The following is a 20,894-nucleotide window of genomic DNA, read 5'->3' as shown; positions in this document are numbered from 1 at the left end:
GCGTTATCGTTTCTTTTTGAGTTGAGGGTTTTCGGGTAGGGCGGCAAGCGTTAACGCAAAGCCATTGGGATAGCGCAGATCGGCGTGCGTCACCACCCGATCTCCAATTTTCTGTGTGGCCTGAGGTAAAGCTTGGACAAAACGCTGGATGCGTGCCGCAAAAGGCAACGCACCGGGAATGCCGCCTTGAGGATCCGGCGCCTCTGCACCAGGATCGCGTCCAAGCGCAAGCGTCATCCCGTTTGAAAGAGTGACTTGCCAAGCCAGGCGATCGCTGAGGGAAAGTTTGCGAACAGTCACGCCCAAGGGAGCAAACCAGCGCTCGAGCTCGGCATAGCGATTGACCACCAAACCTTCCTTGCCTTCCGGTCCGTCGAATTGCGGCAAGCTCACATCGTCGTCGAGTTCGCCCTGGTTCGCCGTGAATACTTGACCCCAGGTATTGATCATCTGGCTGTCGTTCCAGAGCGCGAGAGGTTGCTGCTCCTCGATCGTGACCCGGATGGCGTTGGGCCAAATCCGTCGCACCGAGGCCGAGCGTACCCAAGGCACGTCTTCGAAGACGCTCTGAGCGTCGGCCAGATTGATCGTAAAGAAATTGCCCGTCAGATGACCAGCAATCGCGTTTTGAACGCTGGCGGGTGTCACATAGTGCAAGGTGGTGTTGGGTGCAGGTTCGATTTCGATCGCCTGCAATTCGAACTGTGGTCGTTGAATCAGCCAATAGATCCCCCCGGCCAGCATGGCCAGCACTGCCAGCACCGCAAGGGTGTTGGCGAGTCGGTTGATCGTACGGGCTTCGTTCCACACGTATAACTCCGCTTATCCTTGAACCTGACTGAGATGCCCAACTTTGCAACGGGCGTCTTTCAAAATGTGCATACACAACTCGGGATAATCCATTCCAATCGCTTTGGCTGCCATTGGGACTAACGAGTGTCCTGTCATGCCCGGCGACGTATTCATTTCAATCAACCAAGGGCGATCCTGCGCGTCGAGAATCACATCGGCTCGTCCCCACCCTTCGCAACCGAGTGCGCGAAAGGCGCGTACGCTCAGCTCGGCAATGTGACTGGCCAACTCTGGCGCAACCGGTGCGGGACACAAGTACTGCGTATCGTCTGAAAAATATTTGTTCTGATAGTCGTAATTACCACCTGGCGCCACAATCTCTATTAGCGGCAGCGCGCGAGCCTGTGCGCCTCGCCCGAGCAACGCCACGGTTAACTCGCGCCCTTTGATGAACTGCTCGGCCAACACCACTTCGTCGTAACGCGCGGCATGACGATATCCCTCTGACAATGCAGAAGCTTCACTCACTTTCACAATCCCCAGCGTCGAACCCTCGTGCGGAGGTTTCATCATGAGAGGCAGGCCTAATTTGCCAGCGGCGGCCGCCACCTCGCCTTCGTTCAACAACTCCGCATAACCCGGCGTCGGTAAACCAGCCTCCAGCCAGATTCGCTTGGTCATGATTTTGTCCATCGCGAGACTCGACGCCATGGGACCACTTCCTGTGTAAGGAATGCCTAACAACTCCAGCGCACCTTGCAAGGTCCCGTCTTCGCCATAACGTCCATGCAAGGCGATAAACACCCGATCAAAGCCTTGTTGGGCAAGCTCTGACAAGCTGTGCTTGCCCGTATCAAAGAGATGGGCATCCACACCTTGACTACGTAGCGCCGCGTGAACGCCTGTACCGGACATGATCGATACCTCGCGCTCAGCAGACTTGCCACCGAACAGCACGCCAACTTTGCCAAAGTCTTGACGAGTCATCGCACACCTCCCAATTGCTCAGGGACTTTGCTGATCGAACCTGCACCCATGACAATCACAACATCTCCAGCCTGAGCGAAATTTTTAATCGCCTCAGGCATTGCGGCAACATCCTCGACAAATATCGGCTCGACTTTGCCCGCCACCCGAACGCCTCGCGCCAGGGCGCGACCATCGGCGGCCACCAGGGCAGGCTCACCAGCTGCATAGACCTCTGTGAGCAGGACGGCGTCGGCAGAACTCAGCACTTTGACAAAGTCTTCGAAACAATCTCTTGTGCGCGTATATCGATGGGGCTGAAACGCGAGCACAATACGTCTTTCCGGCCATGCACCCCGGGCCGCAGCCAAGGTCGCTGCCATCTCGACAGGATGATGACCGTAATCATCGATGACGCTAAACACGCCACCAGCCTTCGCCTTGAAATCTCCGACCTGCGTAAATCGTCTGCCCACACCGCCAAACTTAGAGAGCGCAGCCACAATATCGGCGTCTTTTACACCAAGCTCCGTCGCAACCGCAATCGCTGCTAACGCATTCAACACATTGTGCAGGCCAGGCAAGTTCAATTCGACCGAAATCAAAGGTAATTGACCATCACGGGTGTGTCGCTCCACATCGAACAACATGCGCGTACCTGTCGCGCGGACATTCTTCGCACGCACTTGCGCATCGCTGTTGATGCCATAGGTTGTCACAGGACGCGACACAAAGGGCAAAATCTCTCGCACATTCGCATCATCAGCGCACACGATCGCACTGCCGTAAAAAGGCAATCTCTGTGTGAACTCGACAAAAGCGCTCTTGAGTTTTGCAACATCGTGGCCATATGTATCCATATGATCAGCATCGATGTTGGTGATGATCGCCATCACCGGTAGCAAATTCAAAAATGAAGCGTCTGATTCGTCTGCTTCAACTACGATGAAGTCACCCTGACCCAGGCCTGCATTGGCTCCTGCGGAGTTCAGTCGACCACCGATGACAAATGTTGGGTCGAGTCCGCCTGCCGCCAAAACGCTCGCCACCAAGCTGGTGGTGGTAGTCTTACCATGCGTGCCAGCCACTGCGATACCGCGCTTTAAACGCATCAATTCGGCCAGCATGACCGCACGAGGCACCACAGGGATGCGCGCTTCGCGGGCCGCAATGACTTCGGGATTATTATTTGCGACTGCTGTCGAGGTCACGATGGCATCCGCACCTTTTACGTGGCTGGCCTCATGCCCGACGGAGATCGTTGCGCCCAACTCTTTCAGGCGTTGCGTCACAGCGGATTGTGAAAGATCTGAACCTGAAATCTTGTATCCCAGATTAAGCAAGACCTCGGCGATGCCGCTCATCCCGGATCCGCCAATGCCCACGAAGTGGATGTGTTCAATACGATGCTTCATTTCACCACTCCGGCTAACTCTTCACAAATATCGGCGATCCGCTGGGCAGCCAAAGGACGTGCATGGGCACGCGCGCGTTGCGCCACAACCCCAAGCGATTCTCTCGAATGAGATAACAGCCACGCTGATAAATCCGCCGCAGTCAGACTGTCTTGCTGCATCAACCAGGCAGAACCATCCGCGCTCAAAAACTTGGCGTTGGCTGTCTGATGATCATCCACGGCATACGGATACGGCACAAACATCGCAGCCACTCCAGCAGCGGCGACCTCGGCGACTGTCATCGCGCCAGCGCGACAAATCAGCACATCCGCCTGCCCAAGTGCGCCCGCCATATCATCAACAAAAGCGACACAGTCCGCCCGCACACCCGCCTTCTGATAGTCAGCCTTGAGAGTGTCAAGATTCTGGGCACCCGACTGGTGGACCACCACGGGGCGATCCTGTTCAGGAATCAGTGCGAGTGCCTGCGGCATCAAAGTATTCAGAGCCGTGGCGCCAAGACTACCCCCCACAACCAATACGCGCAGAGGTCCCGTGCGCATCGCATACCGCTTTGCTGGCTCGGGAAGCGCGGCAACATCCTGACGCACTGGATTACCCACAACTTCGGCCTGAGGCAAAGCACCTGGGAACCCTGCCAGCGTTCGCTTGGCCATGCGAGCAAGCACCTTATTCGCCATGCCGGCCACTGCATTCTGTTCATGCAGAACCAAGGGGCGCGCCCGCAGAACGCTGACCAATCCGCCCGGGAAAGAAACATAACCACCCATACCCAAGACGACGCTTGGGCGAATAGTGGAAAAGTGTTGCCACGCTTGCCAGCAGGCGCGTATCAACAAGAACGGCGCAACGAGCTTTGCACGCAAACCTCGCCCTCTCAGTCCCGCGAAGCGAAGCGGAGCCAATTCATAGCCGCGGGCAGGAACGATTTGGCCTTCCATTTTTTCGGGATGACCCAACCAGCGCACTGTCCATCCACGGGCACGCAAAACATCTGCAACAGCGAGCCCCGGCATGATATGCCCACCTGTGCCGCCAGCCATAATCAAGATTGTTGGAGAGGTCAGCGTCATGTGCGGACCCCTCTCATCAAGTTTCGATTTTCGAAGTCCACGCGCAAGACGATCGCGATCGCAACCATGTTCATCAACAGTCCCGAACCACCATAGCTGACGAGAGGGAGTGTAAGGCCTTTGGTCGGCAGTACACCCAGACACACGCCAATATTGATGAACGACTGGACGCCAAACCACAGACCGACACCTTGGGCAACCAAGCCGCCAAAGACGCGTTCCATGGCGATCGCTTGCCGACCGATTTCAAAACAACGCTGAACCACAATCGCAAAGAGAACCAGGACCAGCATAATCCCGACAAAACCCAACTCTTCCCCGATCACGGCCACAATAAAGTCAGTATGCGCTTCTGGCAAATAGTTAAGTTTTTCTACACTCCCTCCCAGACCCACCCCGGTCCACTCTCCGCGTCCGACTGCCATCAAGGAATGTGACAATTGATATGCAGTTGACTGTGCGTATTCAGGATTCCAGGGATCCAAGTAAGCAAATACACGCTCACGTCGCCAGGGTGAAAGCCAGATGATGAGTGAAAAGCCTGCTAATAAAACACCAGCGAGAGAGGAAAAAATCCTCGCGTTAATTCCGCCTAAGAATAGAATGCCCATGGAAATCGCAACGATCACCATCAGTGCGCCCAAATCTGGCTCTTTGAGGAGCAAATAGGCGACAACAGCCAAAATCAATGCAATCGGCAGAAAGCCTCTAATAAAGCTTTGCAAATATTCTTTTTTACGTATGACGTAATCAGCTGTGAAAAGAATCACTGCAAATTTCATTAATTCAGAAGGCTGGAACGTGACAGGTCCGATCGGCAACCAACGCATCGCATTGTTTACTTTTCTGCCAATCCCGGGAATGATCACCAACACGAGCAATAAGATGGCGAACAAAAACAAGCCGATCGTCATGCGTCGCCATGCCTGCATAGGTACGGTCAGGACCATCGTCCCGACGAACATTCCCACGCCAAAAAAAGCCGCTTGTCGCAACACAAAAGAGAATCGTCCGTAATTCGCGCGGGGACCATCGGCCAAAGCAATCGCAGCCGAATACACCATCAAAATACCCAGCCCCACCAGGATGCTTGTCGCGATCACAAGCGGCAAATCGTAGTTACGCATGGTCGTGCGACCAGGCGAAACCGCATTGACGCTACCAGTGAGTTCGGCGAAGAGACTCATACGATCTCCCCCTGGTCAAGTGCAAGATCCGTCACTGCTCCCATAAATACCTGACCGCGATGGGGGTAGTTCTTGAACATGTCAAAGCTCGCGCAAGCCGGAGACAGCACAATGGCATCGCCTTCTTGGGCATGCTCAAAGGCTAACTCGACAGCCTCTTTCATATCTTTTGCAAACACTGAGGTCACACCGGACGGAGCAAGTACTTGAGACATGATCGTCGCATCCTGTCCAATCAGTACCATCGCAGAAACATGCCGTTTCACTACCGGAATCAACGGTTCAAAATCTTGACCTTTACCCACACCACCGGCGATCAACACAATCCTGCGTCCCAGCCCCTCAAGTCCGGCAGCCGTGGCGCCAACGTTCGTACCCTTGCTGTCATTAAAAAAGTCTATGCCGCGGACACTACGGACAAACTCCATACGATGGGGTTCGCCAACATACTCGGAGGCCGCACGCAACATTGGCGCCCATGTCGCACCGCAGGCACGACCCAGGAGCAGCGCGGCCTGACAATTCAGGGCGTTATGCAAACCCTTGATGCCAAGCGCATCGACCGGCATCAAGCGCACCATACGACCTGCGGAGCGAGTGGGTGCTGGGGCATTTTTCTTACGACGGACGGGTACGGGCAAATCGTCCTCAAACTCCGTCGCCTCGGATGAACATAACCACATGACATCGTGGCTGGTTTCAATCCCCACATCACCCGTCAACATCGGCGTATCGCGACCGAAGCTTCTTGCTTGCATGGCGCTCACTGACTCGACCAATGCCATCACGTTCGGATCATCGCGATTCAAGATCCATTGGTCGGCCATGCTGAAAATACGCGCCTTGGCCGCGCTATAAGCTTGCATCGTGACATGCCAGTCAAGATGGTCCTGGGTCAAATTCAGAACGGTCGCGGCCGTCATGTGCAAACTGCGCGTAGTCTCCAGCTGAAAGCTCGATAGCTCGAGCACCCAGACATCAGGCAGATCATTTTGATCCAGCGCATCCATCAATGCATGCAACGCGGCAGGACTGATGTTACCGGCGGCACGGGCCCGCAGCCCGGCAGACTCAAGCATGCGGCGGGTCAACGCAGTGACCGTTGTTTTGCCATTCGTACCTGTGACGCCCAACACCTTGGGTGTGTAGTCGCGCGAGGTTTTCAAGTCAGTCAACGCACGGGCAAACAGCTCGATCTCACCAATAATTTCAATTTGACGAGTCGTTGCGGCCTCAAGTAACTCACGCACAGGTGACAGACCGGGCACTAAACCAGGGCTCAGGATAAGCTGATCGATTCCATCAAGCAACGACTCGTCAAAGACTTCGCAGCCCAGATGCCATGCCACGCTTTCAGGCGCCAGCATTTCTTTCAGTTCATTGAGCCCGGCGGGATGGGCGCGTGTGTCTGCAACGCGCAGCAATGCCCCATTGCGCGCGCACCATCGTGCTGCGGCAATGCCTGTCTCGCCAAGCCCCAGAATCAGGACTCGCGCGGGAAAGTTAGAGGCTAAAGCTGTTTCGCTCATCGAATCTTCAAGGAAGACAAACCAATTAACACCAGCATCATGCTGATGATCCAAAACCTGATCACGACCTGGGTTTCTTTCCAGCCACCAACTTCGAAATGGTGATGCAGGGGCGCCATACGCAGGACCCGTCTACCCTCTCCATATTTTCGTTTGGTGTACTTGAACCAAAACACCTGAACCATCACCGACACAGTCTCGGCGACAAAAACTCCACCCATAATGAAGAGCACAATTTCCTGGCGCACAATGATGGCGATCGTCCCGAGCATGCCGCCCAAAGCAAGCGCGCCGACATCCCCCATGAACACCTGGGCGGGATGCGCGTTGAACCATAAAAACGCAAGGCCAGCACCTGCCAGAGCCGCGCAAAGCACCATCAACTCACCAGCACCCGGCACATAAGGGAACAACAGATATTTTGAATAGTCGACACGACCCACGACATAGGCAAATATTCCAAGTGCGGAACCCACCATGACTGTCGGCATAATCGCCAAGCCATCTAAGCCATCTGTCAGATTGACCGCGTTACTTGTTCCAACAATCACAAACCAGCTCAGTGCGACAAATCCAAATACGCCCAAGGGGTACGTAATCGTTTTGAAAAAAGGCACCATCAAATCCGTGCGTGTGGGCAAATCGATCGTGAAGCCGCTCATCACCCAATCACGCATCAGCGGCCAGATGTTTGCGGTAGCAGGCGCAGAAACGGCGAAAGTGAGATAAACCGCCGCGATCAGACCAATCAAGGCTTGCCAGAAGAATTTCTTGCGGGCGGGCATTCCCTCAGGATCGCGATACACCACTTTACGGTAATCATCCACCCAGCCGATCCAACCATAACCAAAGGTCACAAGCAAAACGACCCAAACAAAACGATTTGTCCAGTCGGCCCAAAGCAAGGTACTGACGCCGATCGAAATCAGAATCAACGCGCCTCCCATCGTGGGAGTCCCTGTCTTGATGAGGTGTGTTTGCGGTCCATTGGCACGCACAGCCTGTCCGATCTTCAGCGAGGTTAAGCGTCCGATCACATAAGGGCCCGCGATCAAACCGATCAGCAATGAGGTCGCACACGCAAGCACAGCTCGCAAGGTGATGTATTCAAACACCGCAAAGCTGCGTATGTGATTGTCTGCTATCCAGCCGAACAGTTCATACAGCATGCTTCACCACTTCCCCGGGATTGACCCCTGTTGCTTTTAGATATTCTTTCACGATGCGCTCCATGCGCATGAATCGTGACCCCTTTACCAGCACGCTCCTGACCGGTAATGCGAGTAAATACTCGCACAACTCCTCGGCCGATGCGCCAATCACGGCCTGCGTACCAAAGGCCTGCGCACTCTCGCGTGTCGCCTCTCCTAAGGTCAGCAGATATTCCACGCCGCGCGCGCGGGCATACTCGCCGACTTCACGATGCATGGCAGGACCGTTATCGCCAACCTCTCCCATATCACCTAAAACAAGCACGCGCGGAGCAGGCAAGCTTGCCAACACATCAATCGCGGCACGTACAGAGTCTGGATTGGCGTTGTATGTATCGTCGATCAGTACCCGCTGCCCCTCCAGGCGGTGCGTTTGCATACGACCAGACACGGCTTGAAAACCATTCAAGCCCTCGATGATCGCATCCACCGGCGCACCTGCCGACCAGGCGCATGCGGCCGCGGCCAGGGCATTGCGCACGTTATGCATACCAGGTACGGGCAAGGCGATTTGACACGTCCGACCCGCTGGAAGATTGAGCGTAAAGCGTGAGCCCAAAGCATCCGATTCGATATTGCTCGACCAAACATCTGCGTGCTCGGTCATACCGAAACGCAGCGAAGGATGCTCAACAGCCAAGCTTGCCCAAAGCGCAGTAAACTCTTCGTCCGCCGGAAAGACCTTGACGCCATCCGCGCGCAGGCATGAAAAAACCGCCGCATTCTCGCGCGCAACGGCCTCAACACTTGCCATAAATTCCTGGTGCTCTCTCTGTGCGTTATTCACAAGCGCCACAGTTGGCTCAACCATTTCAGCCAGCACCTCGATCTCACCGGGATGATTCATGCCCAGCTCGATCACAGCCGCCTGATGGACTGCACGCAATCTCATCAAGGTCAGCGGCACGCCCAGCTCATTATTTAAATTACCAATTGTTGCCAGTCGGCGCTCGGCACCCAGCCAAGCAGCCAGAATTGCAGCAATCATTTCCTTGGTTGTGGTTTTGCCATTGCTGCCAGTGACAGCGATCATGGGGATTGCGAATCGCTGCCGCCATGCATGCCCCAATGCGCCAAGCGCCACGCGGGTATCACCCAGCTCAATCTGCGGCAAAGCGACTGTCGGATCGGCCTTTTCCACCAAGGCCGCGCAAGCGCCAAGCTCGGCGACTTGCTTTAAATAAGCATGTCCATCAAAATTTTCACCACGCAAAGCGACAAACACTGCGCCAACATCCAGTTTGCGCGAGTCCGTTTGCACGGGTCGCTCTTGCAGCAGCATATATGCTGCCTGCGCCCAATGACGGTCATCAAAGTCTTGTCTAACTCCGCGAACTTCCTGATAGGTCTCGTGGCCTTTGCCTGCGATCAAGATCACATCCTTGGTCTCTGCGCCAAGCACTGCATGAAGGATCGCCTGAGCACGCGACTGAATCATTTGGACGTTGTTTACTTGACCCGGGATACCACCGATGATTGCAGCCATGATCGTCGCAGGATCTTCATCGCGCGGATTATCACTCGTCACAATCACTTGGTCAGCGAGACGTTGCGCCACAGCGCCCATGATGGGACGTTTTCCCGCATCTCTGTTGCCGCCACATCCGAATACGCACCAAAGACGTCCCGCGCGAGACTGTGCCATCGTACGCAAGGTTCTGAGCACGCGCTCCAGTGCGTCGGGGGTATGCGCATAATCAACAACCACGGCAGGTACGGCAACATCCATCAACAGCGGCGACACGCGCTCGAGCCTGCCATCTACAGGCTCCAGTTGCGCGATCGCCCGACTGATTTTGGAAAGATCCCAACCAAGCGAGCAAAGCAGACCGGCAACACACAAAAGATTGGACACATTATGTCTGCCCAGCGCACGGCTCTGCACCTGCACCTGCTTACCCTCGGCTTTCAGGATAAAGGCCTTGCCAGCGGGTGTAGCGAGGACATCGCTGGCAATGAGTGTCGCACTATCCGCTTGATTGGAGATGCTGTAGGTCAAGCGCTGGACTGTCACGCTGTGAGACAGTCGAACACCCACAGGATCATCGAGGTTCAACACCGCGCATTTCAAACCCGGCCAGGCGAACAACTTTGACTTTGCAGCCTCATAGGCTTGCATCGTCTGATGATAATCAAGATGATCTCGCGACAAATTCGTGAAACCTGCCATACGGATGCGCACACCCTCGAGGCGCCCCTGATCAATACCGATAGAAGAGGCCTCCATCGCGACGTATACAGCACCTGCTTCGCGCAACATTGCCAAGAGGCGATGAACGGAAATCACATCAGGCGTTGTCAGTTGTCCGGGCACCAGACGACCATCCGGATACGTCACGCCCAAGGTGCCAATCACACCCACTTTCTGACCATCACCTTTCAAAGCTTGCGACAACCAGTCCACACAACTTGTTTTACCGTTTGTACCTGTCACCGCAATGACGGTCAGATAAGCTGACGGCGTGTCGTACCAGAGATCGGCCAGCGCACCCAATCGCGATTTGAGTCCCAGCACAGAAAAAACTGGTACGGGGTAGTCAACAGCCTGCCAACTTTGCGCGTCATCCACATGCAGCAACACTGCGCTAGCGCCGCGTGCAATCGCTGAGTCGACAAAATCACGACCGTCGCCTTGTTTACCCGGATAGGCAACGAACACATCGCCTTGCGATATCACCCGCGAATCGGCGAACCAATGCGCGCCACATTCGATGGCGCTTCGCAAAAGAGCGATCAGATTTTCGTCGGAGGTACGGTCATCGATCAGCACTGAGCGCGTCATCGTGCACCTCCCGGACTCGCAGCGACGACCGATGAAGCAAACGGGGCATCAGGCTTCACACCCATGATTCTGAGAGTGCTTCCAACAATCGAGGAAAATACTGGTGCCGCAACCAAGCCACCATAATAGGCTCCCGCACCGGGCTCATCAATTGTGACGGCTACGACAATCCGTGGATCAGAGACCGGGGCAAAACCTACGAACGAGCCACGATAACGACTCGTGCTGTATTTGCCGTCTACAATTTTTCGCGCGGTGCCGCTCTTGCCGGCTACACGATACCCCTGCACGGCAGCCGCTTTGGAGCCATCGGGTCCTGCGGATGCTTCGAGCATCAAACGAACCCGTCTCGCGACATCAGGTGAATATATCTGAGTCGAGGCCAAGGCGTGATCGCGTTTAAGCAATGACAATCCGACCATGTCACCATCGCGCGCAAAAGCCGTATAAGCCCGTGCCATCTGCAACAAAGAAACAGACAAGCCATAGCCGTATGACATCGTGGCCTTTTCAATCAAACGCCAACGTTCCCAGGGTCTCAGGCGACCGGCTGCCGCTCCGGGAAAACCCGTTTGCGGGACCTGGCCTAAACCCAGTTCATTAAAGCGCGCCCACATTTCACGTGACTCAAGCTTTTCTGAAATCAAGGTCATCCCGATATTGCTCGACTTGAGCAAGATGCCGCCGGTATCGAGCACACCATTAGGTTTGACATCACTAATGGTTGAACCCTGGTAGTAAAACTTCCCGTTTCCTGTTTTGAATTGCGTAGTAGGGGTAATGCGCTTGAGATCCAGTGCCAGCGCGACCGTGAACGGTTTCATGATCGATCCAGGCTCGAACGTATCCGTCAACGCCTGATTTCTCATGTTTCCGCTTCGAAAGGACTCCCGCTTATTTGGATCATAGGTAGGCATATTGCCAAGCGCGAGAATTTCTCCAGTTTTGACATCAATCACGACCGCCGCAGCGCCTTTCGCTTTCGTCGTGATCATCGCCTCTTGAAGTGCGCGATAGACTTGAAACTGAATCCGGGTATCGATGGAAAGCTTGATGTCGCGACCATCCTCAGGCGTATCAATCTCACGCACGTCATCGATATTACGACCCATCCGGTCTTTCATCACGCGGCGACTGCCTGCGCGGCCGGCAAGCTGATCATTGAAGGCAAGCTCGACACCCTCTTGCCCTTTATCATCGAGGTTATTGAGCCCGACAATATTTCCGGTTACTTCACCTTCGGGGTAAAAACGACGATTGTCCGGATGCAAGCTAATGCCGGAGATACGAAGTTTGTCAATTTTCTTGGCAACATCAATTGGAACCTGGCGTTTGAGATAGATGAAATTTCTTTTTTCATCTGCCATCCTCTTGCGTAATTCACCAATCGGCATATCGAGCAACTCTGCCAGGCTCTGCATTTTCGCTGCAGACGTTTCACGATGCTGACGAGGTTGAAACGCAATCGCATTAGCCGGAATACTCGCGGCCAATACAACACCATGGCGGTCGAGGATTTTCCCGCGACTGGCATGCAGCGTCAGCGTGTGCTCATATCGTTTTACACCCTGTTGCTGCAAAAATTCAGTCGTGATGCCTTGCAAATAAATTGCGCGCCCAGCCAACACCAAAAACCCCAAGCCAAACAAGATCAGCAACAAGCGACCACGCCACATCGGATAGCTCATGTGCAGCACTGGGTTTTTAAAGAAAGGCATGCGTTTCATCGCGCACCTTCCTGCTGAGTGATGTAAACCGTGCGATCAGGCACGATCCCTGTCATCTTGAGCTCATCGCGAGCTAGGCGATCGACCTTTGCGTTGCTGGACTCAGCAGCCCGCTCAAGCTGAAGCCTTCTCCAATCTATTTCGAGTTCATGCGATTTTGCTTTATAACGATCAAGCTGGTCGTAAAGTTGCCGTGCCTGATAACGCGCTGTCACAAGCGAAAGCGCGGACATCATCAAAATCATCGCAACGAAGACGCAGACTCGACCCATCAGCGACTCCCTTTTTTATGCCGGGAGGAGGATGCGACGGGTGCAGGCATATAAGAAGCTGCACCGTCAGCGGGCAAGCGCGTTGCCGTACGCTCCGCCACGCGCAGGACAGCCGAGCGCGCGCGCGGATTCTCACTGATTTCATGATCCGAGGGGAGTACACGCGCCAACGCCAATAAAACGGGCTGGGGCATTTCGCTTTCACGCAGAGGGAGGCGGGCATACGCAGCTTCCGGACGGGATGCTGCGGTAATGAACTGCTTGACAACGCGATCTTCCAACGAGTGGAAGCTAATCACGGCCATACGTCCGCCTGTTTTTAATAAAGTCAGAGTTGCCTGGAGGGCGCTCTCGAGCTCTTGGAGCTCACGATTGATGTAAATCCGTAAAGCTTGAAAGGTGCGTGTAGCCGGATGCTGGCCCTTTTCGCGCGTGCGGACGGTGCTTGACACGAGCTCGGCGAGGTCGAGCGTGGTAAGCAGCGGACTTGTTGCGCGGCGAGCAGCAATCGCCTTTGCAATCTGAAAAGCAAACCGTTCTTCGCCATATCTAACTATGACCTCCCGCATCTCATCAATACTAGCCAGCGCCAACCATTGCGCCACTGTCTCACCGCGTGTCGTATCCATTCTCATATCGAGAGGACCTTCACGCATAAAAGAAAAACCTCTGGCGGCATCGTCAATCTGTGGTGATGACACCCCAAGATCCAACATCACGCCATCCACTTCACTGACACCCAGATCCGACAACGCACCCAACATGTCGCCAAAACCCGCGTGGATCACCATTACTCGGCTGTCCTCTCGAGCTAACTCTTGCGCCACCTCAATGGCCTGCGGATCCTTGTCAAACACAAATAACTTTGCGTCTGATGACAACTTTTCCAACAACAATCTCGAATGTCCGCCCCGTCCAAACGTTGCATCAACAAAGACACCGGATAGCCGGGCCGTCTGGACATCAGTGTTAGCCGATGTCTTGGAGGCACGCTTGCCATAGTCTGGCTGTACCAACGCTTCGACAGTCGGCTCGAGCAACACGGGCCGATGGCTGAACACTGTCACGGACTAAAACGAAAATTGATTTAAAACATCACCCATGCCTTGCGACAAATCGGCAGCCTCTCGGCGCGTCAATGCTGCGGCATCCCATAATTCGAAGTGCGCACCCATTCCTAAAAGCATCAAATCCCGGGTCATACCCGCCGCCAGCCTCAGTTCCGGCGCGACAAGCACACGACCCGAGCCATCTATCTCAACATCCTGGGCATTGCCCAATAACAAGCGCTGGAGTGCTCGCGCCTGCATTGGAAAAGCAGCGATCTGCTCGCGCTTTTGCTCCCATTCCGGACGGGGATAAACCAGCAGGCAGCCATCGGGGTGTCGCGTAATCGTCAGACAGCCTTGCGCCTGCTCAATCAGAGCGTCGCGATGCCGAGTCGGAATGTTGATCCGTCCCTTTGCATCCAGCGTGAGCGCACTACTTCCTTGAAACACCGATTTACCCCACTTAGTTGCACAAATATGCACTTTTCACCACTCTAAGTGAAGGATTAAATCTGGTCAAGCTGGAAATTGGATTTTTTTCAATGGAGACAAGGACTTAGAAGCGTTTTTGCATATGTTACAAAAACGAAATAATCAAATAAATCAGGGGATTGGCACAGCTAGTAAATGTTGAATATCAACACTTAATACAGGGATAACCCTAGTATCGAACGACGTGTACCGTGAGCATGAAGTGCAAGACAGATCTATAGGCCGGATTCTGTAAACCCATTCGCATGGGTTGGCAATCATTCCTCTGGGCATTTCATTGCTGAAATGCTCTAGCCACCTACCCGCATACTTGGACGGAGCCGCCCGTCATGGCCGAAACCACACGCATGCCTATTTGGTGTTGCTCCGGATAGAGGTTGCCGCGTTTCACCCTGCAGTGCCCGATCCGCACGCGGACCCTGCACCACGGCTATACCGTGGCGGAGTGCGCCTTGCGGCACACCCTCACTGCAGACTCGTCTCTGTGGCCCTAGTCCTCGCCGCCTTCGCGCTTGCACGCGAGACGACGGACGGTCGTTAACCGTTATCCTGCCCGATGGAGTCCGGACCTTCCTCGATGCCTGACGCACCGCGATTGCCCAATCTGCCTTGCATACGCATTGTAAAGCCATACGGGCAAAGCCAACTCCTGCGACAATAGCGGACTTAACTTCTTATTGCTTCCGCATCAAACATCCAACATGTCCAGTCAAGCCCTGATCACCCTCAACGACGTTCACCTCGCATATGGACATCACCCCCTTCTTGATGGCGCAGACCTGACCATTCATGCCCACGAACGCATAGGCTTGATTGGACGCAACGGCGCAGGCAAATCCTCCTTGCTACGTTTGTTGGACGGACGCACGCAACCCGATGATGGCGCAATCAACATTGCAGGACACGTCAAGGTAGCGACCGTCGAGCAAGAGCCTCAGATCGACGAGACGCTCACCATCGAACAAGCAGTGTTTGGCGAGTACGACCCAGATAGCGAAGACTGGAACAGAGCCTCTCGTGTGCGTGCCCTGATCGACAAACTCGGCCTGCCGCCAGATGCCATTGTCGGCACACTCTCGGGCGGAATGCGCAAGCGTGTCGCCCTTATTAGTGCCATGGCCAATGAGCCCAGCTTGCTTTTGCTGGATGAGCCTACCAACCATCTGGATCTCGATGGCATTGCCTGGCTGGAAAGCACCTTGAAGCAATGGCCTGGCAGCGCGATTGTCATCACGCACGATCGCCGCTTTCTCGATGCAATCGCCACGCGCATTGTCGAACTCGATCGCGGTGCATTACTGAGCTTTCCAGGAAACTTCTCTGAGTGGCAGGTACGAAAGGCGCAATGGCTTGAGTCACAGCGACTTGAAAACGCGCGCTTTGACAAGTTGCTCGCCCAAGAGGAAATATGGATACGCAAAGGTGTCGAAGCGCGCCGCACACGCAACGAAGGTCGCGTGCGCAGGCTTGAACAACTGCGCCGCGAACGCGCGGACAGACGTGATCGCCAAGGCAATGTCAATCTCGCAATCGACTCAGGGCAGCGTTCAGGCAAACTCGTTGCCGAGCTCGAACAGGTCAGCAAGTCCTTCGGTGATCGCTGTGTCGTCAAAGACTATTCCACCACCATCATGCGCGGTGATCGCATCGGCTTGATCGGCCCGAACGGTGCCGGAAAATCCACTCTCCTCAAGCTGATCCTCGGCACTCTAGCTCCTGATACGGGCACCGTTAAATTAGGCACGAATTTAAGCGTGGCTTATTTTGATCAGATGCGTAGCCAGCTCGATGAAAATGCCACGCTCGCGGATGTCATCAACCCCGGCAGTGAATGGATTGAGATAGGCGGGACGCGCAAACATGTCATGAGTTATCTGGGAGATTTTTTATTCGCACCCGCCCGTGCGCACTCTCCTGTCAAAAGCCTATCGGGCGGCGAACGGGCGCGATTGCTTTTGGCACGCTTGTTTGCTCGCCCCGCCAACATTCTGGTGCTCGACGAACCCACCAACGATCTCGACATCGAAACGCTCGAACTACTCGAAGAGCTATTACAAGACTATCCAGGCACCGTTTTGCTCGTCAGTCACGACCGGACATTTCTGGATAATGTTGTGACACAGACCATCGCAAGCGAAGGCAATGGACACTGGAAAGACTATGTGGGTGGCTATGCAGACTGGGAAAGACAACGCAAAGCAACCAAGGGCCCATCCGCAATCGATCAACTCAAGCCCAGCACCCAGACATCGAGCTCGACTGTCTCTGGCGTTCAAGCACAAACCACCACAAAGCCTCGCGCTGCCAAGCTCGCACCCTGGGAAATAAAAGAGCTTGAACAACTCCCGCTCGACATTCAAAAACTCGAGCAAGAGCAGGAGACACTTGTTGCGGAAATGGGTAATGGCGAGCTTTACAAAAATGATCCAGCCAAACTCACGACGATTCAGGCCAGACTCACCGAAATCGATGGACTATTGCTCAAGCACTTTGCACGCTGGGAAGCACTCGAGGCAAGACAGTCCTAATACGCAACAGCCCTTTGATGCCTATCGGGATCAGAGGGCGTTAATAGCGTACACGCCACTTGAGCGTTTCACCTGCAGCCAAGGGCACAATCGTCTCTTTACCAAACGGCAGCTCCGCGGGGATCGCAAAGTCTCCGCGTTCCAGCGTCAAGGTTCCGGTATTACGCGGCAAACCATAAAAATCCGGGCCACGGAAGCTGGCAAATGCCTCGAGCTGATGGATCTTGCCAACACCATCAAAAGCGGTGGCATACAGCTCTAACGCGTGAAGCGCCGTATAGCACCCTGCACAACCACAAGCATGCTCTTTGAGACCTTTTGAGTGTGGCGCACTGTCGGTCCCCAAAAAGAAGCGCGGACTATCGCTCGTGGCCGCCTCAACGAGTGCCAGTCGATGCGTTTCACGTTTCAGTATCGGCAAACAATAGTAATGTGGCCGCACGCCACCCTGAAAAATTGCATTCCGGTTGTACAGCAGGTGTTGCGCGGTAATGGTCGCTGCGATCGGACCCTCTGCGTCACGCACATACTCAGCGCCCTGCTTGGTGGTGATGTGTTCGAAGACAACTTTCAGAGCCGGAAACGCTTTGCGCAAAGGAATCATCACGCGATCGATAAACAGCGCCTCACGATCAAACACATCAACCGCTGGATCCGTCACCTCGCCATGCACTAACAATGGCATCCCGATGCGCTGCATTGCTTCAAGCACTGCACTACAACGAGCCAATAGATCCGTAACGCCCGCATCAGAGTTGGTCGTAGCGCCCGCTGGATAGAGTTTGTATGCCACGGCTGCGCCAGACTCATACGCATGCACGGCATCTGCTGGTTGTGTATTGTCAGTCAGATACAAGGTCATCAAAGGCTTGAAACTTCCTGCAGGCACACCAGCAAAGGCCAGCGCTTGCTCGATCCGCTCTCGATACGCATTAGCCAACGCCGCGGTCGTCACGGGAGGTTTCAAGTTGGGCATCACAATCGCACGGGCAAACTGCCGAGCAGTGTCACCCACGACTGCCTTGAGTGCTTCGGCGTCGCGCAAATGCAAGTGCCAGTCGTCTGGACGGGTAATCGTGAGCGTAGTCTGTGTCATGCTTGCCTGATGGATGCTAATAGTTTGTGGTTGAAAGAACTCAAAGAACGAACTGGAATAAAACGATGCGGCGTTAGAGTGGCATGCTCCGCTCTACAAGGGCTGCAAAGGTTGCGCTCCCTACCGGAATCACCTCGTCATTGAAATCAAATTTCGGATTGTGTAAAAATCTGCCCTGCTCTGCTCCACCCTGTCCGAGTCGGAAATAAGCGCCAGGGATTTTTTTAAGCATAAAAGAAAAATCCTCGGAGCCCATCGAGGGCGTCATATCTCTTACAACTTTATCTGCACCGAATAACTCAGTTGCAACATCAGCCACAAAATGCGCATTCGCTGCGGTGTTGACCGTTGCGGGGTAGTTGCGCAGGTAGTTGAATTCGACCGAAGCGCCATACGCCTGCGCGATCGAGTCGATAATCACCTGCATACGTGCTTGAACAAGTTGTTGAACAGTATCGCTAAAGGTTCTAACCGTTCCCACTAACTTGGCCTGACCGGGAATGACACTCGCCGCTGTTGCTGCCCCTGCATGGATGTGTCCAAAGGACAACACGGCAGCTTCAAGAGGATGCACATTGCGAGACACGACGGTCTGCAACGCTGTCACCATATTTGCAGCCACTACAATCGGATCGATGGTCTGATAAGGGTGCGCACCATGGCCTCCCCGACCTTGAATGTTGATTTCAAACTTGTCAGAGGCAGCCATCATCGGTCCTGGATTGATACCAACCACACCAGCGGGCAATCCTGGCCAATTGTGCAAGGCATAAATTGCGTCGCAAGGGAACCGCTCAAACAGCCCATCATCGACCATTGCCTTGGCACCACCCAAGCCTTCTTCAGCCGGCTGAAAGATCAACACCGCAGTGCCATTGAAGTTTCTATTCTGCATCAGGTACTTAGCAGTACCGAGCAGGATAGTGGTATGGCCATCGTGACCACAAGCATGCATCATGCCCGGAACGGTCGAACAATATTCTGCGGAACTCTCTTCATTCATTGGAAGTGCGTCCATGTCCGCCCGCAGTCCAATCATCTTTCCAGAGTCAGTCCGTTGTCCCCGGATCACTCCCACTACACCAGTTTTACCAATACCGCGATGCACCTCAACGCCAAGCGCAGTCAGCGCTCCAGCCACAATTCCGGATGTCCTGATTTCCTGAAAGCCGATCTCGGGATTGGCATGTAAATCTCGGCGAACTGCCACCAATTCTTGGTGAAACTGTTGAATTGCAGCAAGTGGGGATCTTGGTTGCATAGTTTTGAGGATGTCGAAATTAGGGTTGATTAGTTTTAAGAGTTTACCTTTCCCGCACAAAAACGAATGAATTGAGACAATTTCGCTACGTTCTCTATAAATTCTTTGTCTTTCATCCTAAGAAGCGTTATGCTGCGCCCGTTGTGCACATTAATCTGTTCCACTAGGAGAGCCCATATGGCCACCGCCAAGAAACCAGCTGCAAAGAAAGTCGCTGTCAAAAAAGTTGCTGCAAAAAAAGTCGCTGCCAAGGCACCTGCAGCGAAAAAAGTTGCGGTAAAGAAAACTGCTGCAGCAAAACCAGCTGCCAAGAAAGTTGCGCGCACACCTAATGCCGCTTTCATGAAGGCATTGACGCCAAGCGCTGTTCTGGCTGCTGTGATCGGCGCTGCCGCTGTGCCACGCACGGAAGTCACCAAGAAAATCTGGGACTACATTAAAAAGCACGACCTCCAGGACCCAAAGAATCGTCGCAACATCAATGCTGACGAAAAACTCAAGCCTCTGTTTGGCAAAGCTCAAGTCTCAATGTTCGAACTGACCAAAATCGTCAGCGGCCATCTGAAATAAGCTTTCTGATCAGACTGTCTTGCATGTCAAAAGGGCGCTTTCAGCGCCCTTTTTGTTTAACCGCTCCCGCCACGCAATGATCAAATCATCAATTGGGTGCGCTTGATTCGAGCAGCGCAAGCCACCCCTTGATTAACCGGTACAAAATCCAGATACCTGTAGCAACAACACCTATCCAACCAATGTAGATATACGTCGCGATACCGCTGATAATCAAGGCAAGAAGTCCCCACCAGAAAGTCTGCATGAGCCAGTCAAAATGCGCAGCATAGAATGTGCCTGCTGCATCGGGTCGCTTGACGTAAAGCAAGACCATCGCTGCAATCGTCGCGACGCCAAACATTCCGCCACTTAATAATCCAATTGCGAAAAGTCCATAGGCGACATGCGTGAGCGTGCGCAAATCAATAGGCGACTTGCCCTCAGAATTTTGTTCGTTCGACATATGCAGCACTCCTTGGTTAATTCGTCCATGAGGTGAACTGGCTCAACTGGACACGCTAATAATCTTACCTGAATGAATGACAAACTGAACTGAATGAATGACGACCTGCATGTAAAAATATTCGAAATCCACAAAGACAAAACCCCTCAGGCGGACCTGAGGGGTTTTGAGGGTAAGAGCTTGACGATGACCTACTTTCACAGACGTACGTCCACTATCATCGGCGCTAAGGTGTTTCACGGTCCTGTTCGGGATGGGAAGGGGTGGGACCACCTCGCTATGGTCGTCAAGCGTAGCTTGTTGAATGCTCAGAGGCACAGCGCCGACCTCAAGGGTCTGCTCGCGTGCGCTTTGCGCATTCCAATCTGAGAAGAAGCATGACGTGTTTTCGTTTGAACACGGGTTGGATGTTTTGACTACCTTACATATCTTAATATGTACATAATTATTTGAACGGCACTTTAACTCTACAACAATCAGGTCTTTAACCTGTAGG

17 protein-coding genes, 1 rRNA gene and 1 other RNA gene are annotated in these 20,894 nt (G+C 53.9%); 2 read left to right on the top strand and 17 right to left on the bottom strand.

What is annotated here, in order from left to right; translation table 11 throughout:
• Positions 1 to 3: 3 nt before the first annotated feature.
• The 13 genes from QWY27_RS14360 to rnpB all read right to left on the bottom strand — a co-directional run bounded on the left by QWY27_RS14360 (position 4) and on the right by rnpB (position 15,109).
• On the bottom strand, positions 4 to 810 hold the full coding sequence (locus tag QWY27_RS14360) for a cell division protein FtsQ/DivIB (RefSeq protein ID WP_290199111.1): 807 nt from the start codon (positions 808 to 810) through the stop codon (positions 4 to 6).
• Positions 811 to 822: 12 nt separating this feature from the next.
• Positions 823 to 1,779, bottom strand: coding sequence for a D-alanine--D-alanine ligase (locus QWY27_RS14355; protein ID WP_290199110.1), 957 nt, complete (start codon positions 1,777 to 1,779; stop codon positions 823 to 825).
• Positions 1,776 to 3,173: a UDP-N-acetylmuramate--L-alanine ligase gene (murC, locus tag QWY27_RS14350; protein WP_290199109.1), complete on the bottom strand. Its 1,398-nt coding sequence runs from the start codon at positions 3,171 to 3,173 to the stop codon at positions 1,776 to 1,778. Before murC ends, QWY27_RS14355 begins: the two co-directional genes overlap by 4 nt.
• Positions 3,170 to 4,243 carry an undecaprenyldiphospho-muramoylpentapeptide beta-N-acetylglucosaminyltransferase gene (gene murG, locus QWY27_RS14345; protein ID WP_290199144.1) on the bottom strand — a complete coding sequence of 358 codons (1,074 nt, stop codon included), beginning with the start codon at positions 4,241 to 4,243 and terminating at the stop codon, positions 3,170 to 3,172. The genes murC and murG overlap by 4 nt, the downstream gene beginning before the upstream one ends.
• Positions 4,244 to 4,245: 2 nt before the next feature.
• The gene (ftsW, locus tag QWY27_RS14340) at positions 4,246 to 5,436 is read right to left on the bottom strand and encodes a putative lipid II flippase FtsW (protein WP_290199107.1); all 1,191 of its coding nucleotides are present in this window, start codon (positions 5,434 to 5,436) and stop codon (positions 4,246 to 4,248) included.
• Positions 5,433 to 6,965 (bottom strand): UDP-N-acetylmuramoyl-L-alanine--D-glutamate ligase, encoded by a 1,533-nt coding sequence (murD, locus tag QWY27_RS14335; protein ID WP_290199106.1) that lies wholly within the window; start codon positions 6,963 to 6,965, stop codon positions 5,433 to 5,435. The genes ftsW and murD overlap by 4 nt, the downstream gene beginning before the upstream one ends.
• The gene (gene mraY / locus QWY27_RS14330) at positions 6,962 to 8,134 is read right to left on the bottom strand and encodes a phospho-N-acetylmuramoyl-pentapeptide-transferase (RefSeq protein ID WP_290199105.1); all 1,173 of its coding nucleotides are present in this window, start codon (positions 8,132 to 8,134) and stop codon (positions 6,962 to 6,964) included. The genes murD and mraY overlap by 4 nt, the downstream gene beginning before the upstream one ends.
• Positions 8,124 to 10,958, bottom strand: coding sequence for a bifunctional UDP-N-acetylmuramoyl-L-alanyl-D-glutamate--2,6-diaminopimelate ligase MurE/UDP-N-acetylmuramoyl-tripeptide--D-alanyl-D-alanine ligase MurF (murF, locus tag QWY27_RS14325; RefSeq protein WP_290199104.1), 2,835 nt, complete (start codon positions 10,956 to 10,958; stop codon positions 8,124 to 8,126). The genes mraY and murF overlap by 11 nt, the downstream gene beginning before the upstream one ends.
• The gene (locus QWY27_RS14320) at positions 10,955 to 12,685 is read right to left on the bottom strand and encodes a peptidoglycan D,D-transpeptidase FtsI family protein (protein ID WP_290199103.1); all 1,731 of its coding nucleotides are present in this window, start codon (positions 12,683 to 12,685) and stop codon (positions 10,955 to 10,957) included. Before QWY27_RS14320 ends, murF begins: the two co-directional genes overlap by 4 nt.
• Positions 12,682 to 12,957, bottom strand: a complete 276-nt coding sequence (ftsL, locus tag QWY27_RS14315; protein WP_290199102.1) for a cell division protein FtsL — start codon at positions 12,955 to 12,957, stop codon at positions 12,682 to 12,684. Before ftsL ends, QWY27_RS14320 begins: the two co-directional genes overlap by 4 nt.
• Positions 12,957 to 14,024: a 16S rRNA (cytosine(1402)-N(4))-methyltransferase RsmH gene (gene rsmH, locus QWY27_RS14310; protein ID WP_435433491.1), complete on the bottom strand. Its 1,068-nt coding sequence runs from the start codon at positions 14,022 to 14,024 to the stop codon at positions 12,957 to 12,959. Before rsmH ends, ftsL begins: the two co-directional genes overlap by 1 nt.
• 3 nt (positions 14,025 to 14,027) lie before the next feature.
• Positions 14,028 to 14,456, bottom strand: coding sequence for a division/cell wall cluster transcriptional repressor MraZ (gene mraZ, locus QWY27_RS14305; protein ID WP_290199101.1), 429 nt, complete (start codon positions 14,454 to 14,456; stop codon positions 14,028 to 14,030).
• 244 nt (positions 14,457 to 14,700) lie between these two features.
• Positions 14,701 to 15,109, bottom strand: an RNA gene (rnpB, locus tag QWY27_RS14300) — RNase P RNA component class A.
• 90 nt (positions 15,110 to 15,199) lie between these two features.
• On the opposite strand from rnpB, the gene QWY27_RS14295 reads away from it, so the two are divergent.
• Positions 15,200 to 17,026, top strand: coding sequence for an ATP-binding cassette domain-containing protein (locus QWY27_RS14295; RefSeq protein WP_290199099.1), 1,827 nt, complete (start codon positions 15,200 to 15,202; stop codon positions 17,024 to 17,026).
• Positions 17,027 to 17,066: 40 nt separating this feature from the next.
• Here QWY27_RS14295 and pyrC read toward each other — a convergent pair whose 3' ends face one another.
• Together pyrC and QWY27_RS14285 are read right to left on the bottom strand one after the other, a co-directional pair.
• Entirely contained in the window at positions 17,067 to 18,122 is a 1,056-nt protein-coding gene (pyrC, locus tag QWY27_RS14290) for a dihydroorotase (protein ID WP_435433490.1), read from the bottom strand.
• A 73-nt stretch (positions 18,123 to 18,195) separates the two neighbouring features.
• Positions 18,196 to 19,383 carry a M20 aminoacylase family protein gene (locus QWY27_RS14285; protein ID WP_290199098.1) on the bottom strand — a complete coding sequence of 396 codons (1,188 nt, stop codon included), beginning with the start codon at positions 19,381 to 19,383 and terminating at the stop codon, positions 18,196 to 18,198.
• Between the two features lie 177 nt (positions 19,384 to 19,560).
• On the opposite strand from QWY27_RS14285, the gene QWY27_RS14280 reads away from it, so the two are divergent.
• Positions 19,561 to 19,953 (top strand): SWIB/MDM2 domain-containing protein, encoded by a 393-nt coding sequence (locus tag QWY27_RS14280; RefSeq protein ID WP_290199097.1) that lies wholly within the window; start codon positions 19,561 to 19,563, stop codon positions 19,951 to 19,953.
• An 88-nt stretch (positions 19,954 to 20,041) separates the two neighbouring features.
• Here the strand turns inward: QWY27_RS14280 and QWY27_RS14275 are convergent, their stop codons facing one another.
• Positions 20,042 to 20,398 (bottom strand): DUF4870 family protein, encoded by a 357-nt coding sequence (locus tag QWY27_RS14275; RefSeq protein WP_290199096.1) that lies wholly within the window; start codon positions 20,396 to 20,398, stop codon positions 20,042 to 20,044.
• 178 nt (positions 20,399 to 20,576) lie between these two features.
• Positions 20,577 to 20,689, bottom strand: a 5S ribosomal RNA gene (rrf, locus tag QWY27_RS14270).
• Positions 20,690 to 20,894: the final 205 nt, after the last annotated feature.

The sequence above is a fragment of the Zwartia vadi genome (genome assembly GCF_030410375.1).
Classification (GTDB): domain Bacteria; phylum Pseudomonadota; class Gammaproteobacteria; order Burkholderiales; family Burkholderiaceae_B; genus Zwartia; species Zwartia vadi.
Note: the sequence above shows the minus strand (reverse complement) of the source record. Positions and strands in the feature narration are given on the sequence as shown.